This window comes from Streptomyces sp. NPDC093586 (genome assembly GCF_044764905.1).
Lineage (GTDB): Bacteria > Actinomycetota > Actinomycetes > Streptomycetales > Streptomycetaceae > Streptomyces.
In genome coordinates, this window is the sequence record NZ_JBIWJA010000038.1 from 23,200 (window position 1) to 48,090 (window position 24,891).

Sequence of the window (24,891 nt, forward strand, 5' to 3'; positions counted from 1 at the left end):
GGCACCGTTCTGCCTGCTTCATGGTGAGCTGCAGCAGTACAGGCGTGCTGTGTCAACATGCGTTTCAGGTCTGCCCCTCCTCATCGAGGCCGGGTCCTTCCATGCGCCACCAAGTGCTCTTATTTCTCAAGTTGGCCATATTCAAAGGAACCGGGCATTTCGCCAGAGTGGGTCGAATGTCCTATAGTCCCGTCCTTCACCGCCTCTTCTCATGTGGCATGCAACCACTAGGATGCGCAGCGAGGGTCTGACCATGGGGAACGGCGGCCCTTGAAGCGAACGAAGAGCGGGGAACAGGCATGCGGGAAGGCCGGTGGGTCACGGTCACCGAGTCCGAGTTCGATCACGAACGCCGCGGCCTGGAGGCGATCCGCCAGAAGCTGCCGGACTCCGACCCCTGGCGTGCCTGGTCGAACTTCACCTTCACCGCGAACACCGGCCACGTCCGCGAGGTCGACCTGCTGGTCGTCGCCCCCGGCGGTCTGTGCATGATCGAGCTGAAGGACTGGCACGGCTCGGTCACCTCCGAGAACGGCACCTGGGTCCAGACCACCCCCGGCGGCCACCGCCGCACCCACGGCAACCCGCTCCACCTGGTCAACCGCAAGGCGAAGGAGCTGGCCGGCCTGCTCGGGCAGACCGGCGGCAAGCGGGTCTGGGTCGCCGAGGCCGTCTGCTTCACGGACAACAACCTGCGCGTACGGCTGCCCGCTCACGACCAGAACGGCGTCTACACCGTCGACGAACTGGTCGAGATGCTCAAGCAGCCCCCGCGCGACGAGCGGCGCCGCGTCACCGCCATCGACTCCCGCGAGGTCAGGGCCGCCCTCGAGAAGGTCGGCGTGCGGCGCAGCGACGCCCAGTACAAGGTCGGCCCCTACGAGCTGGAGCGGAAGTCCTTCGACTCCGGACCGACCTGGGCCGACTATCTCGCCCGCCACAGCGACCTTCCCGAGGCCGTCCGCGTCCGCATCTACCTCAGCGAACGCGGCTCCGACGCCTCCCTGCGCCAGTCCGTCGAGAACGCCGCCCGCCGCGAGGCCGCCGTGCTCGGCCGCTTCAAGCACCCGGGCGCCGTGCAGCTCAAGCAGTACTTCCCCTCCGGTCACGCGGCCGGCCCGGCGCTGATCTTCGACTACCACCCGCACACGCTGAAACTGGACGAGTACCTGGTCCAGTACGGCGAGAAGCTCGACATCCTCGGCCGGATGGCACTGGTGCGCCAGCTCGCCGAGACCATCCGCTCCGCGCACGCCAGCCGCATCCACCACCGGGCACTCGCCGCCCGCTCCGTGCTCGTCGTGCCCCGGCCGCGCGGCGGCAAGGGACGTGCCGTCGGGGAGGAGGCCGCCTGGCTCGCCCCGCAACTGCAGATCTCCGACTGGCAGATCGCCACCCAGCGCAGCGGTGACTCCTCGCCGGGGCAGGGCCTGACCCGGTTCGCGCCCACCACCCTGTCCGCCATGCACCTGGCCGACGACGCCGACGCCTACCTCGCCCCCGAGCTCACCGCGCTCAACCCCGACCCGGTCTACCTCGACGTGTACGGGCTCGGCGTCCTCACCTACCTGCTGGTCACCGGCAAGGCCCCGGCCGCCAGCCAGGCCGAGCTGCTGGCCCGTCTGGAGGCGGGGGAGGGCCTGCGCCCCAGCTCCCTGGTGGACGGCCTGTCCGAGGACGTGGACGAGCTGGTGCAGGCCGCCACCGCCTACCGGCCCGGACAGCGCCTCTCCAGCGTCGACGAGTTCCTGGAGCTGCTGGAGGTCGTCGAGGACTCCCTGACCGCCCCCGCCACCGCAGCGGCCACCGGCCCGGACGACGGGCGGGGCGAGGAGGACAGGACTGCAGCCGACAAGGATCCGCTGGAGGCCGTCGCCGGCGACGTGCTCGCGGGACGGTGGGAGGTCCGCCGCCGCCTCGGCACCGGCTCCACCAGCCGCGCCTTCCTCGTCCGCGACCTCGAGGCCGAAGCCCGCAAGACCCGTCCGCTGGCCGTGCTGAAGGTCGCCCTGTCCGACAGTCGCGGCGAGATCCTCGTCCGCGAGGCCGAGGCCATGGGCCGCCTGCGCCCCCACTCCGGCATCATCCGCCTCGTCGAGCCCGAGCCGCTGCACATCGGCGGCCGCACCGTCCTGGCGATCGAGTACGTCGGCGACGAGCGCGAGGACGACGGCCAGGGCGCCGAGGGCACGGCCCGCCCGCGCCGCCGCGAGGAGACCGTCGCCCGCCAGCTCCGCGAGCACGGCCGTCTCCCGGTCGACCAGCTGGAGGCGTACGGCGACTACCTCTTCGGCGCCGTCGACTTCCTGGAGGGCGAGGGCGTCTGGCACCGCGACATCAAGCCGGACAACATCGCCGTCCGCATCCGCCCCAACCGCACCCGCGAGCTCGTCCTCATCGACTTCTCGCTGGCCGGTTTCCCGGCGAAGAGCACCGAAGCGGGCACCGAGGGCTACCTCGACCCCTTCGTCGACGTCATCACCCGCGGCTCGTACGACTCGCACGCCGAGCGGTACGCCGTCGCCGTCACCCTGCACCAGATGGCCTCCGGCGAGCTGCCCAAGTGGGGTGACGGCAGCGTGCTGCCCCGCATGACCGACCCGAAGGAGTGGCCGTACCCGACCATCGCGGCCGAGGCCTTCGACCCGGCCGTGCGGGATGGGCTCGTCGCCTTCTTCCAGAAGGCCCTGCACCGCGACGCGGGCAAGCGGTTCCCCGAGCTGAAGCCGATGCGCGACGCCTGGCGCAAGGTCTTCCTCGACGCCTCGCAGACCGTCCCCTCCAGCCACCGCACCCGCCACGCTGCCCCCGCCGCCACGTCGGCCGGTGAGGGAGCCCCCGTCGAGACCGCCGCCGTTGCTGCGGGCATCGCGGACGCCGAGCCGGAGACCGCCGACCAGCAGCGCGACCGGCTCGCAGCCGAGGCCGCCCTCGACACCCCGCTGACCGTCTCCGGCCTCACCCCCGCCGCCCAGTCCTTCCTCTACGGCCTGGGCATCACGACGGTCGGTGAACTCCTCGACTACAGCCGCCGCAAGCTCGTCAACGCCCCGGGCCTCGGTGCCAAGACCCGCAACGAGGTCCAGCGGCGCCAGCGGGAGTGGGGCGAGCGGCTGCGCGAGGCCCCCGTCTCGCCGCTCACGCCGAAGGGGCGGGCGGAGGCCAAGGAGGAGCTGGAGCAGCTCACCGCCGCCGAGTCGGCCCTCGCCGGCCAGCTCGTGACGGGCGGGGCGGCGGGCACGCTGTCCGCCCGCACCCTGCGCTCGGTCAGCCTCGACACCCTCGCCACCGTCTTCGTGCCGGCCGTCAACAACAACGGCTCCAACCGCAACAAGGCGGAGATGGTGCGACTGCTGCTGCGCCTGCCCGACGAGCACGGTGTCCTGCCCGACATCGGCGTCTGGCCGAAGCAGAAGGACGTCGCCGACGCGCTCGGCCTGAGCCACGGACGCATCCCGCAGATGCTCAAGGAGGAGCGCAAGCGCTGGAAGGCGGAGCCCGCCGTCCAGGCACTGCGGGACGAGATCATCGACCTGCTGGTGAGCATGGGACGCGTCGCCTCCGCCGTGGAGATCGCCGACGCCCTCGCCGTCCGGCGCGGCACGCACCTCGCCGGACGCGAGCAGCGGCGCGCGATGGCCCTGGCGGCGGTACGGGCCGTCGTCGAGGCCGAGCAACTGGTGCCGCAGGAGGCCGAGTTCCAGCACCAGGCGAACCGCAAGGCGACCGACGAGTCGCTCGGCGCCGGCCTGCTCGCCCTCGACGTCCGTGAGAACGACGGCCCGGACACCCCGACCGCGCCCGGCCTGCTGGAGTACGCGACGCGGCTCGGCAGAACGGCCGACCGGCTCGCCAAGCTGGACACCCTGCCGACGGCGGCCACCGTGTTGGCCGAGCTGGGCGCGCTGACCGTGCCGCCCGGCACGATCGACTGGGACGAGCGGCGCATGGTGGAACTGGCCGCCGCCGCGTCCGTGAACGCCGCCGCCACTCCGCGCCTGGAGATCTACCCGCGAGACCTGCCGCTCGTCCGGGCGCTGCGGCTGACCCAGGCGGGCCTGGTCCGCTGGATCCCGGGTGTGCCCGAGGGACGCCAGCCCGGCCTGACCGGCGAGGACGTGCACGAGCGGGTCCGCGTCCGCTTCCCCGAACTGGTCGTCCCGGACGGGCGCGGCGGCACGACCCACGAACTGCCGACGGGCGGTCCGCTCACCAAGGCTTTGCGCGACGCGGGCTTCGAGCTGTCGCTCAGCATGCGTGAGGACACAGGCACGCTGCGCTACCTGCCGACGAAGGTGGACGACGCCTCCAGCTACCTCACGACGGGGGCGTGGCGACAGTCGACACGTACGGGCGCGGTCACGCGGTACGCGGACGACCCGCAGCTCGCGGGCGCGGTGCGTGCGGAGGAACGGCTGCTCGCGTCGGCCCGCCGGGACGGGTACCGGGTGCTGACGGTGGGGCAGCGGTCGGTGCGCCAGGCCGTGGCCGGGCTGGGCAGCGAACGGATCGGGGCCGAGGCGGTCTCGGTGACCGAGCTGTTCCTCCAGGCCCTGCACGCCCAGGTCACCCCGGGCACCAAGCCCACCTGGGAGACCCTGCTCAAGGCGGACGCCGCCGAGCCGGGTTCCAAGGGCGCGGTGCGGTTCGCGGAGTACGCGCGCACGGCGTGGGGCGGGGTCGAGCCCCGGATCATGGAGCTGCTGGGCAACGGTGGCGGCGGTGCGGGTCCCATCCTGCTGACGGAGGCCGGGGTGTTCGCCCGGTACGACGCGATGGGCGTACTGGACCGGCTGGCGTCGGAGGCCCGGCGGGGCGGGCGGGGGCTGTGGCTCCTGGTCCCGCAGAGCGACCCCTCGCGCGAGCCCCGGCTCGGGCAGGTGGCCGTGCCGTACCAGGCCGGCCTGGGGGAGTGGATTCAGCTTCCGGACACGTGGGTGGACAACGCCCATCGCGGGTCCGGTGAGATCGTGGCAAGTGGTGTCGAGGGAGACGTCAAGTGATCGACCGCAAGGCTCTGTTGGACGACCTGAAGCAGCAGGTCAAGGCGGTCGAGGCCGACTTGGGCAAGCAGGTGAAGGCGCTGGACGAGGTCGGTGCGCGACTGCGCGCCGAGTACGATCAGGCGCGCAAGCTCGGGCGCACGGCGGCGACGTGGAACTCGTGGCTGGACGAGCGGGTCACCCAGGTCGCGGTGGCGTGGGTGCTGGGCACGGTCTTCGTGCGGTTCTGCGAGGACAACCGGCTGATTCCCGAGCCGTACCTGACGGGGCCGGACGGTGACCGACGCGAGCTGGCGGAGGCCCGGTACGACGCGTACGTGGAGACGGACGACAACCCGACCTACCGCGGCTGGCTGGAGAAGGCGTTCGACGAGCTGGGCCAGGGCCAGGCCGGCCGGCTCCTCTTCGACAAGCGGCACAACCCGCTGTACCAGATCCCGCTCTCGCACGACGGTGCACGCGAGCTGGTCGAGTTCTGGCGCCGGCGCAACGAGGCGGGCGTCCTCGTCCACGACTTCACCGACGCGCTGAACGAGGACGGCACGGAGGGTTGGGACACGCGGTTCCTGGGCGACCTGTACCAGGACCTGAGCGAGGCCGCCCGGAAGACGTACGCGCTGCTCCAGACGCCGGAGTTCGTGGAGGAATTCATCCTCGACCGGACGATGAACCCGGCGGTGCGGGAGTTCGGGTACGAGGAACTGAAGATGATCGACCCTACGTGCGGGTCAGGGCACTTTGTGCTGGGAGCGTTTCGGCGGTTGGTGCGGCTGTGGGGGGAGGGGCAGCCGGGGAAGGACGTGCACGAGCGGGTGCGGGCTGCGCTCGACTCGGTGCACGGGGTGGACGTCAACCCGTTCGCGGTGGCTGTTGCGCGATTCCGGCTGCTGGTTGCGGCGATGGCTGCGAGCGGTGTGCGAACGCTGGCGGAGGCGGCGAAATACGAGTGGCCGGTGAACCTGGCTGTGGGAGACTCGCTGATCAAGTCCCGCCGCTCCCAGCAGGGCAACCTGTTCGGCGAGGTGGACGAAGAACACGAAGACGAGCTGGCCGAGTTCAAGTACGCCACCGAGGATGTACACGAGTACCCAGAGATCCTGCGGCGGGGGCGATACCACGTGGTGGTGGGGAACCCGCCCTACATCACGGTGGAGGACAAGAAACTCAACGAGCTGTACCGAGAGCTCTATTCGGCGTGTGCGGGCACATATGCACTGTCGGTACCGTTTGCTCAACGGTTCTTCGAACTGGCTAAGCGCGGAAACGCTGAGGGCCGCGGCTTCGGCATGGTTGGGCAGATCACCGCCAATTCCTTCATGAAGCGGGAGTTCGGATCCAAGCTTATCGAGGGATACTTCGGGCACACAGTGGAGCTGACCGAGGTCATCGACACCTCAGGAGCGTATATTCCGGGACATGGAACGCCGACGGTAATCCTGATTGGTAAGCAGCGAGGTGGGGACGGACGAGCGCCGATTATCCGCACCGTACGCAGCGTACAGGGAGAGCCTGCCGCCCCAGAGAATGCTGAGGAGGGCCTGGTGTGGCGGGCGATCGTTGAACAGATTGACAAGCCGGGCTCTGTTAGCCAGTGGGTATCCGTCGATGACCTGGATCGGAAGAGATATTTCGGTCAGCAGCCTTGGATCTTGGCCGATGGTGGGTTGGAGATGGTAGAGCAACTGCAGCACGTCTCCGATGTATCTTTGGGGCAAGTGGTGGAGGTGATTGGGCGCACGACGAAGTCTGGCGCCGACGACATCTATTTTCTGCCCAATGCGGCGGCGGCTCGACGTCTTCGCTTGAACGACAGTGTTCGTTCGCTGGTCGTGGGAACGAGCGTTCGCGACTTTCAGATCGCCGACACGATTACCCTCTGTGCTCCCTATCAGGACCGCAAGAATGAGCATCCGATTGACGAGACGAGCCATGTGGTCTCACGTTACCTATGGGCAGCTCGTACCTTGCTCCGTAGGCGCAGACTCTTCGGGAAGACGATGGTCGAGCATGGGCGACCGTGGTACGCCCACTTGGAGAGCTATTCCAAAAGGCTTCGAACCCGAAGCGGCTTGACCTTCCCATTCGTTGCAACGCACAACCATGTCGCGTTCGACCGCGACGGGGCTTTGTTTGGCAGTACTGCTCCGGTGATCAAGTTGCGGGAGGGGGCGAGTGAGGAGGAGCACCTGCGGTTGCTTGGGCTGCTGAATAGTTCCACGGCTGGCTTCTGGCTGCGGCAGGTGAGCTATCCGAAGGGCGGAGATCCGGTCGGTGACGAGGGTGCGCGCGTAAGCGTGCATCCATGGTCTGACAGGTACGAGTTCACTGGTACGAAGTTGCAGGAGTTGCCGCTTCCTGCCAACTACCCCACCGAACTGGCCACGGCCCTCGACACTCTGGCCCAGCAGCTCTCTGCTGCATCCCCCCTGGCCCTTGCCGAGAGGGAAACACCTAACGCTTCCGTTCTCCGCGAGGCTAAGTCCCGCTGGACGTCCCTGCGTGCCCGCATGATCGCCCTCCAGGAAGAGTTGGACTGGCAGGTCTACTCCCTCTACAACCTTCACCCCGAAGACCTCCGCGTCTCCGGGGGCCCCGACGACCCCAAAATTCCCGAACTCGCCCTCGGTGAGCGCGTCTTCGAGATCGTTCTTGCACGCCGCGTAGCCGCGGGTGAGGCCAGCGACGAGTGGTTCAAGCGGCACGGCTCCACCCCCATCACGGAGATCCCCGCCCACTGGCCCGTCCCCTACCGCAAGATCGTCCAGAAGCGGATCGAAGCGATCGAGTCAAACCGTGCCATCGGCATGGTCGAACGCCCCGAGTACAAGCGTCGGTGGGCCACCGAGGGGTGGGACGCACTCCAGGAGAAGGCCCTCCGCTCCTGGCTGCTCGACCGCATGGAGAAGCGCGACCTCTGGTTCGACGAGAACGGCCAGCCCACCATCCTCACCCTGGCCCGCCTCACCGACGCCCTCTCCCATGACGAGGACTTCGTCTCCGTCGCCAAGCTCTACGCGCCCCGCAAGGAACTCGCGAAGGTCGTCGCCGAGCTGATCACCGATGAGCACGTGCCGTTCCTCTCGGCTCTGCGCTACAAGCCGTCCGGGCTGAAGAAGCGGGCGGACTGGGAAGAGGTGTGGGACCTCCAGCGCAAGGAGGACGCCGCGCCCGACGAGCTGGCCAAGCGGAAGATCCGGGACTCCATCCCCGTGCCGCCGAAGTACACCTCAGCCGACTTCCTCCGCACCTCTTACTGGAAGGCGCGCGGCAAGCTGGACGTGCCCAAGGAGCGGTTCATCTCCTATGGGCAGACCAACGCCGCCACCCCCGAGCTGTACGGGTGGGCCGGCTGGGATCACAAGGAGCAGGCGCAGGCGTTGGCGACGTACTTCACCAATACCGCCCTTTCCACCGAGGAGATCACGCCGTTCCTCGCCGGTCTGCTGGAACTCCAGCCGTGGCTGTACCAGTGGCACAACGAGTTCGACATGCTCTACAGCGGCTCCCCGGCGGACTTCTTCGCCGCCTACCGCCAGCAGAAGCAGGGCGAGCACGGCCTCACCGATGACGACCTCCGCGCCTGGCGGCCCTCGGCCGCAACCCGAGGCCGTCGCACCGCCGTGAAGAAGTAGCAGAACAGAAGCAGAGCCAGGGGCGGACAGCCCAGTTCACCAACGGCAGCCCGTCCCTCGCCCCGCCCCACAGACCCCACCCCGCACGTCCGCAAGGAGAGCGAGAACCCGCAATGGCCCAGCAGCCCCTCCTCCGCGATGTCATCGACATCAAGGAGTCCATCTCCACCTCGGACTTCGTGTTGTCTCTCGCCGAGGCGACGACACCCGAGGGCGCCCAGCACGCGCTCAAGGACTACGTAGTCACCGAGCGGCTGCTGGAGAACTTCAACGAGGCGCTGGCCCTCATCAAGTCCTCGCTCGACGGGCACCGCTCCAAGGCCGCCTACCTCCACGGCTCCTTCGGTTCAGGTAAGTCGCACTTCATGGCCGTGCTGTACGCGCTGCTCAGCGGCAACCCGGCCGCCCGTGCCCGCACCGAGTTCGACCCGGTGCTGACCAAGCACGAGTGGCTGAGCACGGAGGGCAAGAAGTTCCTGCTCGTGCCGTACCACATGCTCGGCGCGAAGGCCCTGGAACAGCGCGTCCTCGGCGGGTACGTGCACCACGTCAAGAAGCTGCACCCGGAGGCCCCGACCCCGCAGGTCTACCGGACCGACTCCCTTTTCGATGACATCCGCGCACTGCGCGCCAGCACGGGTGACGAGGCCGTCATCCGTGGCCTGGGCAGCAGTGGCGTGGACGACGATGATGAGGACGAGTGGGGCGAGGGCTTCGCCTGGACCCCGCAGCTCCTCGACACCGCGCTCGCCGCCGAGGAGAACCACGAGGCGGGTGTCTCGCTCAACCTCCTCAACCCCTCCACCCCGGCCGAGCTGCGCGCCAAGCTCGTCAACGACGCCGGCACCAACCTCCTCCCCGGCTTCACCAAGAACGCCGCCGAGGACGAGCACGGCTTCATCTCCCTGGACGCTGGCCTCTCCGTCATCGCCGAGCACGCCAAGTCGCTCGGCTACGACGGCCTGATCCTGTTCATGGACGAGCTGATCCTCTGGCTGGCCACCCTCATCCACGACCAGAAGTTCGTGGCCCGCGAGGCCAGCAAGATCACGAACTTCGTAGAGGGCGGCGACGCCCGCCGTGCCATCCCGATCGTGTCGTTCATCGCCCGCCAGCGCGATCTGCGCGAACTGGTCGGCGAGGAGGTGTCCGGTGCCGCCGAGTCGTCCATCCAGGACACCCTGAACCTGGCCTCCGGCCGGTTCGACAAGATCACCCTCGAGGACCGCAACCTCCCTCAGATCGCCCACGCCCGCCTCCTCAAGCCCAAGGACGCCGAGGCGGACAAGCTCATCGACGCGGCCTTCGAGCAGACCAAGCGGGTCGGCTCCCAGGTCTGGGACACCCTCCTCGGCTCGGACAAGGGCACGACCGGCGCGGACGCGGAGTCGTTCCGGCTGACATACCCGTTTTCGCCGGCGTTCATGGACACCCTCGTCCACATCTCCTCCGCGCTGCAGCGGTCCCGTACCGGTCTGAAGCTGATGGGCCAGCTCCTCGCCGACCACCGCAACGAGATCCGCCTCGGCCAGCTCATCCCCGTCGGTGACCTCTACCCGGTGATCGCGGAGGGCGGCGACAAGCCGTTCACCGACAGCCTGAAGGTCGTCTTCGAGGCTGCCGACAAGCTCTACAAGATCAAGCTCCGCCCCTACCTCCTCAGCTCGTACGACATCACCGAGGACGACGTCGAGCAGTACCGCAACCGGCCCGAGGCCATCACCGACCCGCAGCGCGCCAACCGCTGCCGGATGTTCGTCGGCGACAACCGCCTCGTGTGCACCCTGCTGCTCTCCGCACTCGCGCCCAGCGTGCCCGCCCTGTCCGACCTGACCATCCGGCGGCTCGGCGCGCTCAACCACGGGTCGGTCCTCGCGCCGATCCCGGGCGCCGAGGTCGGCATCATCAAGAACAAGGTCGCCGAGTGGGCGGCCAGGTTCCCGGAGATCAAGGAGACCGGCACCGACGCCAACCCCGGCGTCCGCCTCGAGCTCTCCGGCGTCGACGTGGACTCCGTCATCGCCAACGCCCAGGTCAACGACAACCCAGGAAACCGCGTCGCACTCGCTCGCCGCCTGCTGTCCGAGGAACTGGGCGTCGAGCACGGCCAGCTGAGCGACCAGCTCGGCTTCACCTGGCGCGGCACCGCGCGTACCGCCGAGATCGTCTTCGGTAACGTCGCCGACGAGGACGAGCTGCCCGACCACGACCTGATGCCGCAGGAGGAGGGCCGCTGGCGCATCGCCATAGACCTCCCCTTCGACGAGGGCGAGTGGGGCCCGGTCGAGGACGTCAACCGGATCCAGCGGCTGCGCGAGCGCCAGCAGGGCGAGCGGTCCCGCACCGTCGCCTGGCTGCCCGCCCACCTGTCCGCGCAGCGCTTCGCCGACTTCCGGCGTCTCGTCGTCATCGACAAGGCCCTCGCCGACGAGCACCGCTTCGACACCCAGTACGCCGGCCACCTCAACGCCGACAACCGCAGCCGCGCCAAGGGCCTGCTCGAAACCCAGCGCGAAGCCCTGCTCAAGCAGGTCAAGGGTGCCTTCAAGCAGGCGTACGGCCTCGCGCAGAAGCAGGCCGCCGACGTCGTGCCCGACTTCGACGACCACCTCGTCGCGCTGCCCGACGTCGACGGCCTCACCCTGTCCTTCGGACAGAGCCTGTACGACGGCATCCGGCATGTCGCGGGCAAGTTGCTCGCCCATCAGTACCCGGCCCACCCCGACCTCGACCCCGACGCCACCGGCACAGCCGTCAAGCCTGCCGACACGAAGAAGGTGTTCACCCACGTCCGGGCCGCCGCCGAGGCGCGCGACGGACGGATCGAGGTCCCGGCCGCCGACCGCAAGCTCATGCAGCGGATCGCCGGACCCCTGCGTCTCGGACAGCAGAAGGAAGCGTACTTCGAGCTGTCCCGCTACTGGGCCGACCACTTCCGTCAGCAGGCCAGCTCCCAGGGCGTCACCGGGGACCTGTCCCTGATCACGCTCACCGACTGGACCGACCAGCCGGAGCCGCGCGGCCTGCCCGACTTCCTCGCCCGGCTCGTCGTCGCTTCCTTCGCCGAGATGGACGACCGGGTGTGGGTGCGCGGCGGCACCGTCCTCGACCCCGCGCCCGAGCTGTCCGCGATCAGGGACCACGACGCGCTGCGCAGCCAGCCGCTGCCCGCCGAGTCCGACTGGGACATCGCACGGCAGCGCTTTGAGACGATCTTCGGGGCGAAGCCGCCCGCGCTGCGGCGCGGCCGGATGGTCAACCAGTTCGCCCGGCAGATCATCGAGGCCGCCCGCGCCCACCGGGACCACGCGGCCGACCTGGTGCACCAGCTGGAGGCCCACGCCTCCTTCCTCGGCCTCGACCAGACCGCCGACACCGGACGCCTCGCCCTCGCCCGTCACTCCCTGGAACTGCTGGACGCGCTCACGGCGGAGGCCGGCAAGGGTGCGGCCGGGGCGAAGAAGACCGTGGAGGCCCTCGCCTCCTTCGACCTGGGCGAGACCAGCGCCGACCGGTACGGCACCTCCATCAAGAAGGCCCGCGCCGTCGCCGAGGCCGTCGCCTCCGCACCCTGGAGCACCCTGGAACTCGCCGCCGGGCTCGGCCCCGAGGGTGCGGCGCTGCTCGACTCGCTGCGCAACGTCGCCCGCGACGACCAGCGCACCGCCGACCTGCGCGACGCCCTCTCTCGCACCCAGCGTGAGGTCGTCGCCCTGGTCAAGCGCAGCCAAGCCGCCGCCACTCCGCCGCCCGCACCCGCCGCACCGCAGCCCACGGCCGGCGACCTGTCCCTGGACACGCCGACCAGCGACCCGCGGATCCCGTACACCCCGTCGCAGGAGACGCCCGCCCCGGCGAGCGGCGACGGCACGGCGCGGAAGTCCGGACGCCGCAGCACGACCGCGGCGCGGGCCGCCGCCGACCTGCAGGCGGAACTGTCCGACCTGGCCGCCCGCCACCCCGACGCGACCATCGAGATCACCTGGCAGGTCATCGAATGACGGGCACCGTCACCGCCGCCCCGGGCGCGGTCCGGCTGAACACCGCGACCGTCACCCAGTACCTGGCCTCGCAGTCCTCTCTCGTCGACTCCCTGACGGGGGACGGTGAGGGCAGGCGCCGCGCCGTGCTGCTGCGGTCCGCACCTCAGTGGGACGGCCCCGCCGAACCGGCCTGGGACGGCGGCCGGACGGCGGGTGTCGCGGTGGCACCGTCGCCGCTCGCCGTGCACGAGCTCGTCCTCGACCACCTGGCGGGCCGCCGGCCCGGCCCCGCCGTCCTGGTCGTCCTCACCGACCGCGAGCAGAACGAACTCGACCCGGCGATCCTCGCCCGCGTCCACAAGCAGCGCATCGACACGGTCGACAGCTGGGACGTCGTCCGCGAGGCGTTCGGCGCCCGGCAGATCGACCCGCGCCTCAAGGACGTCAACTGGGCCGCCGAAGCCCTCCTCGACGCCACCCCGCCCGGCGGCTGGCCGTCCGTGTCCGGCGGCTGGCTGTCCCGCCAGTACGCACTCACCGCGCTCGCCCACCGCCGCCTGCGCCTCGGGCGTTACGACACCGAGAACGGCACACGGCTGCGCCCCGGCGACGACCGGCTCGACGCGCAGACCCTGCTGAACTGGTCGACGCGGCCCGGCGCCCCCGAACGGCTCCTCGCCCTGCGTGGCCCCGAACGCGCCGGACTGACCGCCTTCCTCGGCGAGGAGGACCAGGCGGGTCTCGCCGGCCGCGCCCTGCTCGCCCTCGTCGACGCGGAACGCGGCACGGACGCCGCCGCCTTCGGCCTCGTCTGCGCCGCACTGTGGCAGCACGCCGAACCGGCCCCCGAGACGTACCAGGCCCGGGGCCGCGCCGAGCGCTACTTCGGCGAGCAGCCCCCGGCGGCCGGTGACCAGCTCGACGCTCTGGTGACCGTCTTCGGCCGAGCCGCCGAGGAGTACGTGACCACCCTGCTGGCGGTCGGCCACCGCACCGGCGGCACCGACACCGACCAGGCCCGCGAGGCACGCCGTACCACCGGCATCGTGCTCGACCGGGCGGCCACGCTGGCCCGCCAGTTCGGCGCCGAGCGGGCCGTCGCGGCGAGCCCCGTCCTGCGTGGCGGACTCGACGCCCGGTTCACCGCCGTCGGCCAGGCCCTCGCCACGGGTGACACGGCCGCCGTGGCGGATGCCGTACGGAAGCTGGAGAACCACCGGCTCGCCACCGAACCGGAGGAAGCCGCCCGCATCGAATGCGCCCGCATGGGGCAGCGCCTCACCCGCTGGCTGGCCACCGACCCGAGCGTCGACGTCCCCACCGTCGCCGACGCCATACAGCGGCACATCGACGAGACTGGCTGGGCCGACCTCGCCCTGGAGCACATCGAGGCCGGCGGCGATCCGGACCCCGTCCTCAAGGCCGCGTACGACACCCTCGGCACCCGTGTCAGGGACCGGCGCCGGCACATCGACGAAGCCTTCGCACGCTCCCTGGCCTCCTGGACGGAGGCCGGCACCACGCCCGGCAAGATGCTCACCGTCGAGACCTTCCTCGACCGCGTGATCGGCCCCGTCGTCCGGCGCGGAGAGGAGCGACGGGTGCTCCTGCTCGTCCTCGACGGCATGAGCGCGGCCATCGCGAACGAACTCGGCGAGGAACTGCGCCGTACCTGGGCGGAGTTCGATCCGCTGCCGATCGAGGACGCCCCGCACCGACGGGCGATGGCCGCCGCCCTGCCCACCGTGACGGCGGTGTCCCGCACCTCCCTCTTCGCCGGCACGCTGATGAAGGGCACCCAGACCGACGAGACACGGCTCTTCCCCGCACTGAAGCTATGGGGCGGGGCCCCCGCCGCCGTGTTCCACAAGGACGACCTGCGCACCGAGACCGCGGGCGACACCTTCGGCCCGGCGCTCACGGAAGCGCTCGGCGACGGCAGGACCCATGTGGCCGTCGTCCTCAACGCCATCGACGACCGGCTCGCCAAGGAGCAGAAGCTCGGCGACGGGGCCTGGCGGGTGGACGACGTGCCTGGCCTGCGAGAACTGCTGAGGGCAGCGGCCACACAGGGCATGGCGGTCATCGTCACCAGCGACCACGGCCACGTCGTCGACCGGCACGGCACGAAGGTCGCCGCCGCCGATCCGGCCTCCGCCCGCCACCGCGCGCCCGGCGAAGGCCCGCTCGACGAACGCGAGGTCGCGCTGACCGGGCCGCGCGTGGTCTGGCCCGAGCCCGGCGCGTCCATCGTCGCGCTGTGGGACGCCGACTCCCGCTACACCGCCCTCAAGGCCGGCTACCACGGCGGGGCGTCACTCGCCGAGTTCACCATCCCGGTGCTTGCCTTCCTGCCCTTCGGGGCGGAACCCCCCAAGGGCTGGCGGGAACTGGGAGATCAGCGGCCGAGCTGGTGGGCCCCGGAGGAGACCGGGAGTGCCGCGCTGCCGAGCGAGCAGACCGCTCGGCCGGCGGTCGGCGGGATCCCGGCCGCTCCCAAGAAGCCGACCACCAAGGCCAAGAAGCAACAGGCGGAAGTCGACCGGACCCACGAGGCACTCTTCGACGTCACGCTAACCGCCGGGGGAGACGACGCGCTCCTCACTCCGACCGTCGTCTCCCGAACGGAGACGCTCGTGACGGCGCTGCTCGACTCGGAGACGTACCAGGCACAGCTCGGCGGCCTGGCCCGCAAGCCGCAGCAGGAGCAGGTCCACAAGGCACTCGCAGCCCTGCTCGACGCGGGCGGCACCCTGCCCGTCACCGCCCTCGCCCAGCGCGCGGGTATGCCCACCACGCGGGGTGACGGCTTCGCCGCCGTGTTGCGTCAGCTCCTCAACTACGACGGCGTACAGGTCCTGGAGACCCTGCCGGACGGCCGTACGCTGCGGCTCCACGAGGCGCTGCTGCGCGAACAGTTCGCCCTCGGAACAGGCTGACGACACGACTCGGAGTGCCTCCGGATCTCGTCCTGGAGGCACCCCGAGCGGTCTGTTCTCAGGCGGTGGTCTCACCCGCGTAGGCGATGAACGTCGCCCACTGCTCCCGAGGGAAGGCCAGCACCGCGCCTTCCTGCGCCTTCGAGTCCCGGACATGTACGGCGCCGGGCGCGGCGGCGACCTCTACGCAGTCGCCGCCGTTCGTGCCGCTGTAGCTGCTTTTGAACCAAGCCAGTTCACCAAGTTGCTTGGTGTGCTGTTCGATGCTCATAGCTCCCCTGCCATGTGCTCGATGAGGCGGGCAGACTCTTCCGTGTGGAGGGCCTGTGACCGCAGCATTCCATACCGCAACCAGAACTCGCTGACTTCGTTCCGGTTGGAACGGATGCTCATGATGCCTTGAGCTTCGATACAGACGAACTGCCGATGTCCGAGTGTCTCCAGTAGGACCATTTGACCGTTGACCCCGCTGTGGGCAGCGCGCTGGGTGGGCATCACTTGAATCTCCACGTTCCGCAGGCGGCTGCACTCTTGAAGCCATCCCAGTTGCTCCTGCATGACCGCCGTGCCACCCACCATGCGGTGGAGTGATCCTTCCTCCAAGATGAAGGAGAACACGACGCACGGGTTCTTCCGGCTGAGAAGAGCCTGTCGAGCAAGCCGGGCGGTGAGATGCTGTTCGATTGCGTCATCGTCAAGCGGCGGAAAGTGTGCTTCAAGAAGGGCGCGAGCGTATGACTCGGTCTGCAACAGCCCTGGCACCAGCATTGGATCATAGGAGAACCGACTGACCGCCTCGGCCTCCAGCAAGGCGAAGTCTTGGAAGAACTCGGGCAACTTGGCCCGGTCCACGTCCTCCTGAAGCACCCGCAGCGCCCCGCCCGCCCCCAGTACCCGTTCCGTAGCCTCCGTGAACGCAGCCTTGGCCGGGCGCCGCCCCTGCTCCACCGAGGCGACCTGTTCCAACGAGTACCCGATGGCCTCGGCGAGGGCCTGCTGGGTCAGCCCCGCCCGTTCGCGGAAGAGGCGGACCAGCTTGCCGTACGCGCTCCACACCGCGGGGTGTTCCTTGCCCGGTGGACGCCTGCCCGTCGTCCGGCACTCGCGCTCGCTCGTCCTGCCCATGGCGCCCCCTGCCCGTCGCAGTGTCCCGTACCGTCCGTAACGAGCCAACCGGCTGTCCGGTCTCGGCCCCGGGCCCGTACAGATGCCGTACCGACCCGTACAACGGCCGTACCGTGCACCCGGGTACGACCGACCGACCTGGCCGGGCGGTGTCCGTGACGAGACAGTCACTGTATGAAGTCGATCGATGCAGTAGCCGAGGCAACCGCTCACCTCCCGCAGTTCACCATTCGCCTCAGCGCCACGAGACGCGGAGCACGCCTCGCCCGCCGTCTCGCCGTGCAACAACTCGCGGCCTGGGGCGTCCCGTACGACAGCGAGGCGTCCCACGCCGTCGCCGTCGTCACAGCCGAACTGGCCACCAACGCCGTCACCCACGGCCGGCTGCCGGGACGGGACTTCAGGCTCTCCCTGCTGCGGCTTCCGGGGCACGTCCGTGTCGAGGTGACCGACGCGCGGCCCGAACGACTGCCACCGACGGCCCCCGCCGCCGAGCCCTGCTCACTGGATGCGGACTCAGGACGGGGACTGGTCCTGGTGTCGGCGTACGCCGAACGCTGGGGCTGCGAGGCGCGGAACACCTGCACGAAGACGGTGTGGGCCGAGATCGCGTGCCCGTGGTGAGCAGCCCTGTCCCGCTGCCTTGCGACAGTCACGACGCGAACGCCCGCAGCACCTTCGCGAAGGTCGTCAGCTCGTCGAGCATCTCCTGCGGAAGCGGCTTCTCGTCGAAGTGGGCGATCCGGTTGCGGATGTCCTTCACTCGCTTCAGCAGGTCGATGAACTGCGCCCGGGGCATGTTGGGCCACTTCAGGGCCTCCCAGTTGCGGTCGGCCTGCTGGGCGAGGGACTGCTTTGTCTGATCACCGTCCAGGAGTCTCAGGTAGTCGCCGAACATGAGGTCCGACACCTGGCCGGTACGGTGCTCCGGTTTCTTGTTCGTCTGGACCGTTTTGATGGTCTCCGTGTCCAGTGCCGCACCCAGGCAACGGCGCAGCAGCGACTCGATCTCGCCCACGATGAAGAAGGGGCGCGCCGCCCCTTCGAAACGCTCCGTGACGTCTGCGGCGGTGACGATACCCGCGAGGCAGCCGTCGTCACCCCGGACGAGCAAGTAGCCGTGTTCGCGAATGACCGGGAGGGCGGCGAAGAATTCCTGGCGGGCGTCGGCGACGGGCAGCGAGTCCTTCTCCATGGCGTTGTCGAGGGTGGCCTCCTTGCCAGCCTCGTACATCTTGGCCACGGACCCCCAGGTGACCACCCCGTGGACCTGCGCCATGCCGCTGGTCACAGGGATCTGGGAGAGACCTTTCGTACGCATGAGGAAGGTCGTCTGGGACAGGGGCGTACCGGGACCCACGGACACCAGGCCACGTCGCGCCGACGGGATGTCGCCGAGCAGCAGACGCTGAGGCAGGGCCTGCGAGGGCAGGGCCTCTTCCGCCGCGTCAGGCTCGTCGTCCGCGTCGGCCGGCGTGCGCTGTGCGGGGACGGACGCCAGAGGCACGACGTCGACGGTGCTGCGCAGACCGCAGACGGCGAAGTCCGGCAGGGTGGTCAGCCCGGCGTCGGTCAGGGCCTGCGAGATACGGTGCACCGTCCGGTGATCGCGGACTCTGACCTGGAACAGGTCCAGGATCTCCTGCACAGAAACTGTCCTGCCCTTGAGGGAGGAGACGTCCTGCTCGTGCGGCCTGATCGTCATCGGGCGTCGTCCTCAGGCAGGTCACGGAGCATCGTCCTCTTGCCCATGGCGGAGTGCACGAGCTCCTGCAACTGCTTGGAACGGTCGCGGTAGAAACGCTCGTAGTCGTTCTCGCGCAGCGCGTCAGGATCGATCAGATGCGTGGTCAGGACGTCGTCGAACCACTCGGGCCGCATGTCGGACGCGGCGATCATCGTGGACAGGTACGACGAGGGCGCCCCCGTCATGTCCATCGCGGCTCGGTACGACAAGGGCGTCTTGTTCACGATCGAATTCGTGGGCAGGCCGCTGCTGTTGCCCCGCCGGAACCACGTCCTGGGGAAGATCTGCCGCACGTCCACGCCGTACTCGTCCAGCCGGCCGGGACTGAGCGGGGCGCTTGTGTGATGCCAATCCACCGCCCCCTGCTTGATCAGCAGAGCGTAGATGCCCTTGTAGGCGGCGCTGTTGCGAGTGGTGAGGGTGTCGAGGCGCTCGGCGAAGAAGAACGCTTCCGTGACCGTTTCGGGCGCCCTGTCACCCTGCCTGATCCAGGGGACGAGTTGTTCGATGTCCTTGGTGAAACGCGTCTCCGTGGAGCCGCCGTACATCTCCCCGAGTACCCCGCACCAGTACCACTGCTCGATCTTCTCCTCCGCTCCCAGACCGTCCGTCGCCGTGTCCAGGATGGCGCGGAGGGCGGCGAGCGGGATGAGCTGCGTCCTGTACGGCAGGTCGGCCGGGCGGACGATGCACTGGCGTTCCAGGAAGTCACCCACCCACGCGAAGGCGTCGGCGAGCCTGGGTGCCAGGCGGACGAAGTCGGCCAGGGGGAGGTCCAGCAGGTCGCGGCGCTTGCAGGACACCGTGGCACCGATGCCCTCCTGTTTCCGCTCCCAGGTGCGTACCAGGGCGATGGCCTGCAGAAAGTCGATGCTGCTCAGCCCGTTCTCGATGCCGCTCTCCAGACGGCCGAAGACCGGGTACTTGCTCGCCAGTGCCTGCTTGATCTCCCGCCACACCACGGGAAGCTGGTAGTAGTCCCCGGTCCGCTCCACGTACTCGCGGTCCCCGGCGTAGGTGGCGGTGAGCAGTTCGAAGACGTTCAGGGGCACGCCGCCCGTGTTGACCCGCTCGAACACCGCGCAGACGGCGTCCATGGAGGTGGAGGCGGCCAGCCGGATCATCGGAACCTGAAAGGCGCGGACCTGCTGGAGGACCGCCTCGTCGAACTGGCCCCACAGGTCCCAGTTCCGGTCCTCGTCCGCCTTGATGTAGGCCTTCTTCCACTCGTTCACACGCTGGGCGTCGAAGACGAAGTGCAGAGGGAAGAGGCCGGCCGCGCACTCGGCCTCCGTGGTGCTCAGGTCCAGCACCACGGTGCGGTTGAAGTCCGTCCGGAGCACCTTGTCAGCAGGGACGGACACGATGGCCTCGTCGCGGTCCGCGGACGGCCCGACGGCCTTCGCGATGTCGACGTAGTACCACCGCTGAATGGGCTTGCCCCGCGCGTCCGCCGTCTCCACCGGGGCGTCCAGCCACAGGGCCTGGAAGAGGGAGGTGAGACGCTGCTGCCCGTCCAGCAGCAGGAGGTCGGCCGGCGGATCACCGTGCGGCTGTGCGCCGGTGAGGGTCCGGGAGCGGAACCGGGTGGCGCCGCCGGTCTGCAGCGTCATCACGACGCCGAGCGGATAGTCCAGCGTGACCGTCGCGATGATCGCCCGGATCCGGTCGTCGTCCCACTTCCAGTTCCGCTGGAAGTCAGGCAGTTGCAAGGAGCCCGAGGCGACATCCGCCAGAACGTCCTTGAGCTTCACGTTGTCGAGGGCCGCCATGTGTCTCCACTCTCTGCCCTGTTTCCTGTACGGAGAGTGATTCCAGCAGCGCCCTGTGGTGACGGTCAAGCCGGTTCGAAGATGGACGAGACAACCTGTAAGCACCGGCTGGCGGAGAGAGGTTCTTGGTACCCCTGTCGGAGAAGGGATGTTACCGAGTTGCCGTCGAGACAGGGTCGAGGTAGAGCAGGCACTGGCCTGCGTTGAAGTCGCCCACCTCGGCGACGAAGCGGAATTTGTCACCTACGCCGACGGTGGCCGGGACGTTCTTGCCGGTCAGTCTCAGTTCGGCGATGTTGACGTCCTCGTATTTGAAGGCTGGGCCGACCGTCGTGTTTGACCCCTTGTCGCCAGGGCCCAGGAGGAAGTCGTAGCGGGTGTCGTAGTCACCGTGAGGTGTCATGTCGACAATCGAGCCGTTGAACGCGATCGTCTGGCCCCTATGCGTGGTCGCGAAGTCTGCGTTCGCATTGTCGCAGGTGTCCGCCGTCTTCAGTAGCGCCGCGAACTCCGGGCTGTTCTCAGGCGTGATCATCTCGGTGGCAGCCAGCTCGGCCGCGGTCGGAGTCGGCGTAGCCGAAGGCTTCTCGCTCGCGGCGGCCGTTGGCTTGGCTGCCTCGCCCTTTTTCTCATCTCCGTTGCTGAGTGCGGTGGCAGTGCCGATGACGATGGCCAAGATCGCGAGGCCGGCGGCTCCCGTGCCGATCAGGGGCCACGGCAGCGGCTTCTTCGGCCGGCGGAAGTTGAGGGTGGAGCGGAGCGTGCTCTGGGACTGTTCGACGAACTCCCAGCCGTCCTTCTGCATCTTCGAGATCACCAAGCCATCGGTGCCGCGAACGGTCTGCACGGTCTTGTACTCGTACTTGATCTCGTCGGCCATGTGCTGCGCCCCCCCAATGCACTGTTCACACCAACTGCCTCGCGCAGCATAAGGGGCTGCGGTGGAAACCCCGTCATCGTCGACTCGCCATCGGTTTCGAGCGCGAAATTCAAACAATCGGACATTTAGAAGTTAATCGGATATTTTGCCTCTTCGTTCGGGCGTTGAGCTACGAGGAGATGGAACACTGTTCTCCGTGAGCACCACCGGATCCAAGCGCCCCGCACAGGTCAGTGCCGCCCGCCGCCGTACCGTCATCGACGCCCTGCGCCGCGGGGCCGTGCCCGAGAGCGGGCTCGACCTGCTGGCCACCGGGCTCGACCGGTTCGAGACGGCCCTTGATGCGGAACTGGACGCCGTGGCGTCCGGCGGTTCCGTGTTCAAGGCCGTGCGTGGTGAGTACGGGTCCGGCAAGACGTTCTTCACCCGCTGGCTGGGGGAGCGGGCCAAGCGCCGCAACTTCGCTGTGGCCGAGATCCAGATCTCCGAGACCGAGACGCCGCTGCACAAGCTGGAGACGGTCTACCGGCGGCTCACCGAGCGCCTCACCACCTCCAGCTTCCCGCCCAGCGCACTGCGTCCCGTGGTCGACGCCTGGTTCTACGCCTTGGAGGAGGACGCCCTTGCCGCCGGCGCGACCGAGGAGGAGCTGCCCGGCGAGGTGGAGAAACTGCTCGTCGCGCGGCTCGCCGAGGTCTCCCGGCACGCCCCGTCCTTCGCCACCGCCCTGCGCGGCTACCGGGCCGCCCTCGCCGACGGCGACGAGGCGACCGCCGCGGCCGTCCTGGCGTGGCTCGGCGGTCAGCCACACGTCGCCGCCGCCGCGCGCCGGTCCGCCGGGGTGCGCGGTGACCTGGACCACTTCGGGGCGCTCGGCTTCCTGCAGGGTCTGCTCACCGTGCTGCGCGACTCCGGGCACACCGGGCTCTTCGTCGTCCTCGATGAGGTCGAGACCCTGCAGCGGGTGCGGTCCGACGCCCGCGACAAGGCACTCAACGCGCTGCGCCAGCTCATCGACGAGGTGCACTCCGGCCGTTTCCCCGGCCTGTACCTCGTCATCACCGGCACCCCCGCCTTCTACGACGGTCAGCAGGGCGTCCAGCGCCTGGCCCCGCTCGCCCAGCGGCTCGCCACCGACTTCACCACCGACCCGCGCTTCGACAACCCCCGCGCCGTCCAGATCCGGCTGCCCGGCTTCACCCAGGAGTCCCTGGTCGGCCTCGGCGTCACCATCCGGGACCTGTATGCGGACGCCGCACAGGCTCCCGAGCGCGTGCGGACGGTCGTCGACGACGCCTACGTCGCGGACCTCGCGCGGGCCGTCGGCGGAGCGCTGGGCGGGAAGGTCGGTGTGGCGCCCCGGCTGTTCCTGAAGAAGCTCGTCGGGGATGTCCTCGACCGCGTGGACCAGTTCGACGACTTCGACCCCCGGCAGCACTACAAGCTGACCGTCGCGAACAGCGAACTCACCGACGTGGAGCGGAACCTGGCCGTCGCGGTCACCGGCGGTTCCGCGTCCGCCGACGACATCGACCTGGAGCTGTGATGGCCGACGCCGACAGCCCGGCCGGGACGGGGCCGGCCGGGGGAGGGACCGACGTGCTCGACCGGCTCGACCCCGTCGTCCTGCACCACATCGTCAACACCCTCGGCTGGCCGGACCTGCGCCCTCTCCAGCGGGCGTCGATCACCCCGCTCATGGACGGCGAGGACGCCGTGCTCCTGGCACCGACGGCCGGCGGCAAGACCGAGGCGGCTTGCTTCCCTCTGCTGTCGGCGATGGCGGAACAGAAGTGGACCGGCACCTCCGTGCTGTACCTGTGCCCCCTCAAGGCGCTCCTCAACAACCTCGTCGGCCGCGTCGACACGTACGCCCAGTGGCTGGGGCGGCGCGCGGCGCTCTGGCACGGCGACACCAAGGAGTCGCAGCGACAGCGCATCCGCGCCGAGGCACCGGACATCCTGCTGACCACGCCCGAGTCGCTCGAGGCGATGCTGATCGGCGTCAAGACCGACCACGCACGGCTGCTGGGCGGCGTACGAGCCATTGTCGTCGACGAGGTGCACGCCTTCGCGGGCGACGACCGGGGCTGGCACCTGCTGGCCGTACTGGAACGGCTGGAGCGGGTCACCGGACGGTCCATCCAGCGGATCGGACTGTCCGCGACCGTCGGCAACCCCGGCCAGCTCCTGCACTGGCTGCAGGGATCAGGCGCCGGGAGCCGTACGGGGCAGGTCGTCGCCCCGGACGTCTCACCACCACCCGGGTCCGGCACGGCAACCGCGGAACAAACCCCCAGGCCCGCGGGCGAGGTGGAACTCGACTACGTGGGCTCCCTGGACAACGCCGCCAAACTCATCGCGGCCCTGCACCGTGGCGAGAAGCGGCTCGTCTTCTGCGATTCGCGCCGCCAGGTCGAGGAACTGGGCGCCGCGCTGCGTGCCCGCGAGGTGACCGTCTTCCTGTCCCACGCCTCCCTCTCCGTCGACGAACGCACCCGCTCCGAGCAGGCCTTCGCCGAGGCCCGTGACTGCGTCATCGTCTCCACCTCGACCCTCGAACTCGGCATCGATGTCGGTGACCTGGACCGGGTCATCCAGATCGACTCACCGGCCTCTGTCGCCTCTTTCCTGCAGCGCATCGGCCGCACCGGCCGGCGCGCGGGCACGGTGCGCAACTGCCTGTTCCTCACCACCCGGCCGGACACCCTTCTGCAAGCGGCCGGGCTGCTCCTGCTCTGGTCGCGCGGCTGGGTCGAACCGGTCGTCGCACCGCCCGAGCCGCGCCACCTCGTGGCCCAGCAGCTCCTCGCCGTCACCCTGCAACAGCACAAGCTCGGCGACCAGCTGTGGGACCAGCAGTGGAACGGCCTCGCCCCCTTCGACCGGTCCGCCGCCCCGATCCTGCGCCACCTCACCGACGAAGGCTTCCTCGACAACGACGGCGGCATGCTGTTCGTCGGACCCGAGGCGGAACGCCGTTTCGGCAAGCGGCATTTCATCGAACTGACGGCGTCCTTCACCGCGCCGCCGCAGTTCACCGTCCTGTCCGGCCGTACCGAGATCGGTCGCACCGACCCGAGCGTGCTCACCGAGGAACGCCCGGGTCCTCGGCGACTGCTGCTGGGCGGACGCAGTTGGCAGGTCGCCTACATCGACTGGCTGCGCAAACGCGTCTTCGTCGAACCCGCCGACGGCGGCGGTGTCGCCAAGTGGATGAACGGTGGTATCGCCGGCCTGTCGTACGCCCTGACCCGCGCCATGCGAGAGGTGCTGCTGGGCACGGATCCGCCCGTCTCTCTCACCCGGCGTGCCGAGGCGTGCCTGGCCGAGCAGCGCGAGAGCGACGCACCCGACACCGTGCACCCGGGCGGCACCCTCGTCACGCGTGCCGGCAACGACGTGCGCTGGTGGACCTGGGCCGGCTACCGCGCCAACGCCACCCTCGCGGCCACCCTGTCCTCGGTCAGTGACCCCCTGCAGCGCCCCACCGACTGCTGGGTACGCCTGCGTGAGGACGTGACACCGGCCGCCTGGCGCGCGGCCCGGGAGAGCGTCGGCGACAACCTCGTCCTGCCTGACGTGGACCGCCGGGCGGTACGCGGACTGAAGTTCTCCGCCGCCCTTCCCGAACGCCTCGCCGTCGCCACGGTCGCGGCACGACTGGCCGACTTCGAGAACGCCCGCTCGGTGCTGGCGGAAACGGTGCGGTTCGAGCAGGGGCAGTGACCCGAGGCCCGGCGATCCGGGCGCGCTTGCCGTGGCCTCGGCGGGTGGCGTCCGCCAAGGCCACGGTGGACGCCACCAACA

At 69.5% G+C, this 24,891-nt stretch carries 12 protein-coding genes; 7 read left to right on the forward strand and 5 right to left on the reverse strand.

Annotated features, from left to right (window positions below; genetic code table 11):
* The first annotated feature begins 299 nt into the window (after positions 1-299).
* The 4 genes from pglW (at position 300) to pglZ (ending at position 15,557) form a co-directional block, all read left to right on the forward strand.
* Complete coding sequence (gene pglW / locus ACIRFH_RS29655; protein WP_403527331.1) at positions 300-5,003, forward strand: BREX system serine/threonine kinase PglW; 4,704 nt, start codon at positions 300-302, stop codon at positions 5,001-5,003.
* Entirely contained in the window at positions 5,000-8,635 is a 3,636-nt protein-coding gene (gene pglX / locus ACIRFH_RS29660; protein ID WP_403527334.1) for a BREX-2 system adenine-specific DNA-methyltransferase PglX, read from the forward strand. The genes pglW and pglX overlap by 4 nt, the downstream gene beginning before the upstream one ends.
* A 113-nt stretch (positions 8,636-8,748) precedes the next feature.
* Entirely contained in the window at positions 8,749-12,636 is a 3,888-nt protein-coding gene (locus tag ACIRFH_RS29665; protein ID WP_403527337.1) for a phage resistance protein, read from the forward strand.
* Positions 12,633-15,557 carry a BREX-2 system phosphatase PglZ gene (gene pglZ, locus ACIRFH_RS29670; protein ID WP_403527340.1) on the forward strand — a complete coding sequence of 975 codons (2,925 nt, stop codon included), beginning with the start codon at positions 12,633-12,635 and terminating at the stop codon, positions 15,555-15,557. The genes ACIRFH_RS29665 and pglZ overlap by 4 nt, the downstream gene beginning before the upstream one ends.
* Before the next feature lie 58 nt (positions 15,558-15,615).
* Here pglZ and ACIRFH_RS29675 read toward each other — a convergent pair whose 3' ends face one another.
* Together ACIRFH_RS29675 and ACIRFH_RS29680 are read right to left on the reverse strand one after the other, a co-directional pair.
* Positions 15,616-15,828, reverse strand: coding sequence for a DUF397 domain-containing protein (locus tag ACIRFH_RS29675; protein ID WP_403527343.1), 213 nt, complete (start codon positions 15,826-15,828; stop codon positions 15,616-15,618).
* Positions 15,825-16,682, reverse strand: coding sequence for a helix-turn-helix domain-containing protein (locus tag ACIRFH_RS29680; protein WP_403527346.1), 858 nt, complete (start codon positions 16,680-16,682; stop codon positions 15,825-15,827). Before ACIRFH_RS29680 ends, ACIRFH_RS29675 begins: the two co-directional genes overlap by 4 nt.
* Positions 16,683-16,856: 174 nt before the next feature.
* On the opposite strand from ACIRFH_RS29680, the gene ACIRFH_RS29685 reads away from it, so the two are divergent.
* Entirely contained in the window at positions 16,857-17,306 is a 450-nt protein-coding gene (locus ACIRFH_RS29685) for an ATP-binding protein (RefSeq protein WP_403527349.1), read from the forward strand.
* 28 nt (positions 17,307-17,334) lie between these two features.
* On the opposite strand, the gene ACIRFH_RS29690 is transcribed toward ACIRFH_RS29685, so the two are convergent.
* From ACIRFH_RS29690 to ACIRFH_RS29700, 3 genes are all read right to left on the reverse strand, one after another.
* Positions 17,335-18,387 carry a CBS domain-containing protein gene (locus ACIRFH_RS29690; RefSeq protein ID WP_403527351.1) on the reverse strand — a complete coding sequence of 351 codons (1,053 nt, stop codon included), beginning with the start codon at positions 18,385-18,387 and terminating at the stop codon, positions 17,335-17,337.
* Positions 18,384-20,201, reverse strand: a complete 1,818-nt coding sequence (locus ACIRFH_RS29695; protein ID WP_403527354.1) for a DUF262 domain-containing protein — start codon at positions 20,199-20,201, stop codon at positions 18,384-18,386. Before ACIRFH_RS29695 ends, ACIRFH_RS29690 begins: the two co-directional genes overlap by 4 nt.
* A gap of 151 nt (positions 20,202-20,352) precedes the next feature.
* Positions 20,353-21,081 (reverse strand): DUF4839 domain-containing protein, encoded by a 729-nt coding sequence (locus ACIRFH_RS29700; RefSeq protein WP_403527357.1) that lies wholly within the window; start codon positions 21,079-21,081, stop codon positions 20,353-20,355.
* A 196-nt stretch (positions 21,082-21,277) separates the two neighbouring features.
* On the opposite strand from ACIRFH_RS29700, the gene brxD reads away from it, so the two are divergent.
* Positions 21,278-22,627, forward strand: coding sequence for a BREX system ATP-binding protein BrxD (brxD, locus tag ACIRFH_RS29705; protein WP_403527359.1), 1,350 nt, complete (start codon positions 21,278-21,280; stop codon positions 22,625-22,627).
* Positions 22,627-24,810: a DEAD/DEAH box helicase gene (locus ACIRFH_RS29710; protein ID WP_403527363.1), complete on the forward strand. Its 2,184-nt coding sequence runs from the start codon at positions 22,627-22,629 to the stop codon at positions 24,808-24,810. The genes brxD and ACIRFH_RS29710 overlap by 1 nt, the downstream gene beginning before the upstream one ends.
* Positions 24,811-24,891 lie beyond the last annotated feature (81 nt).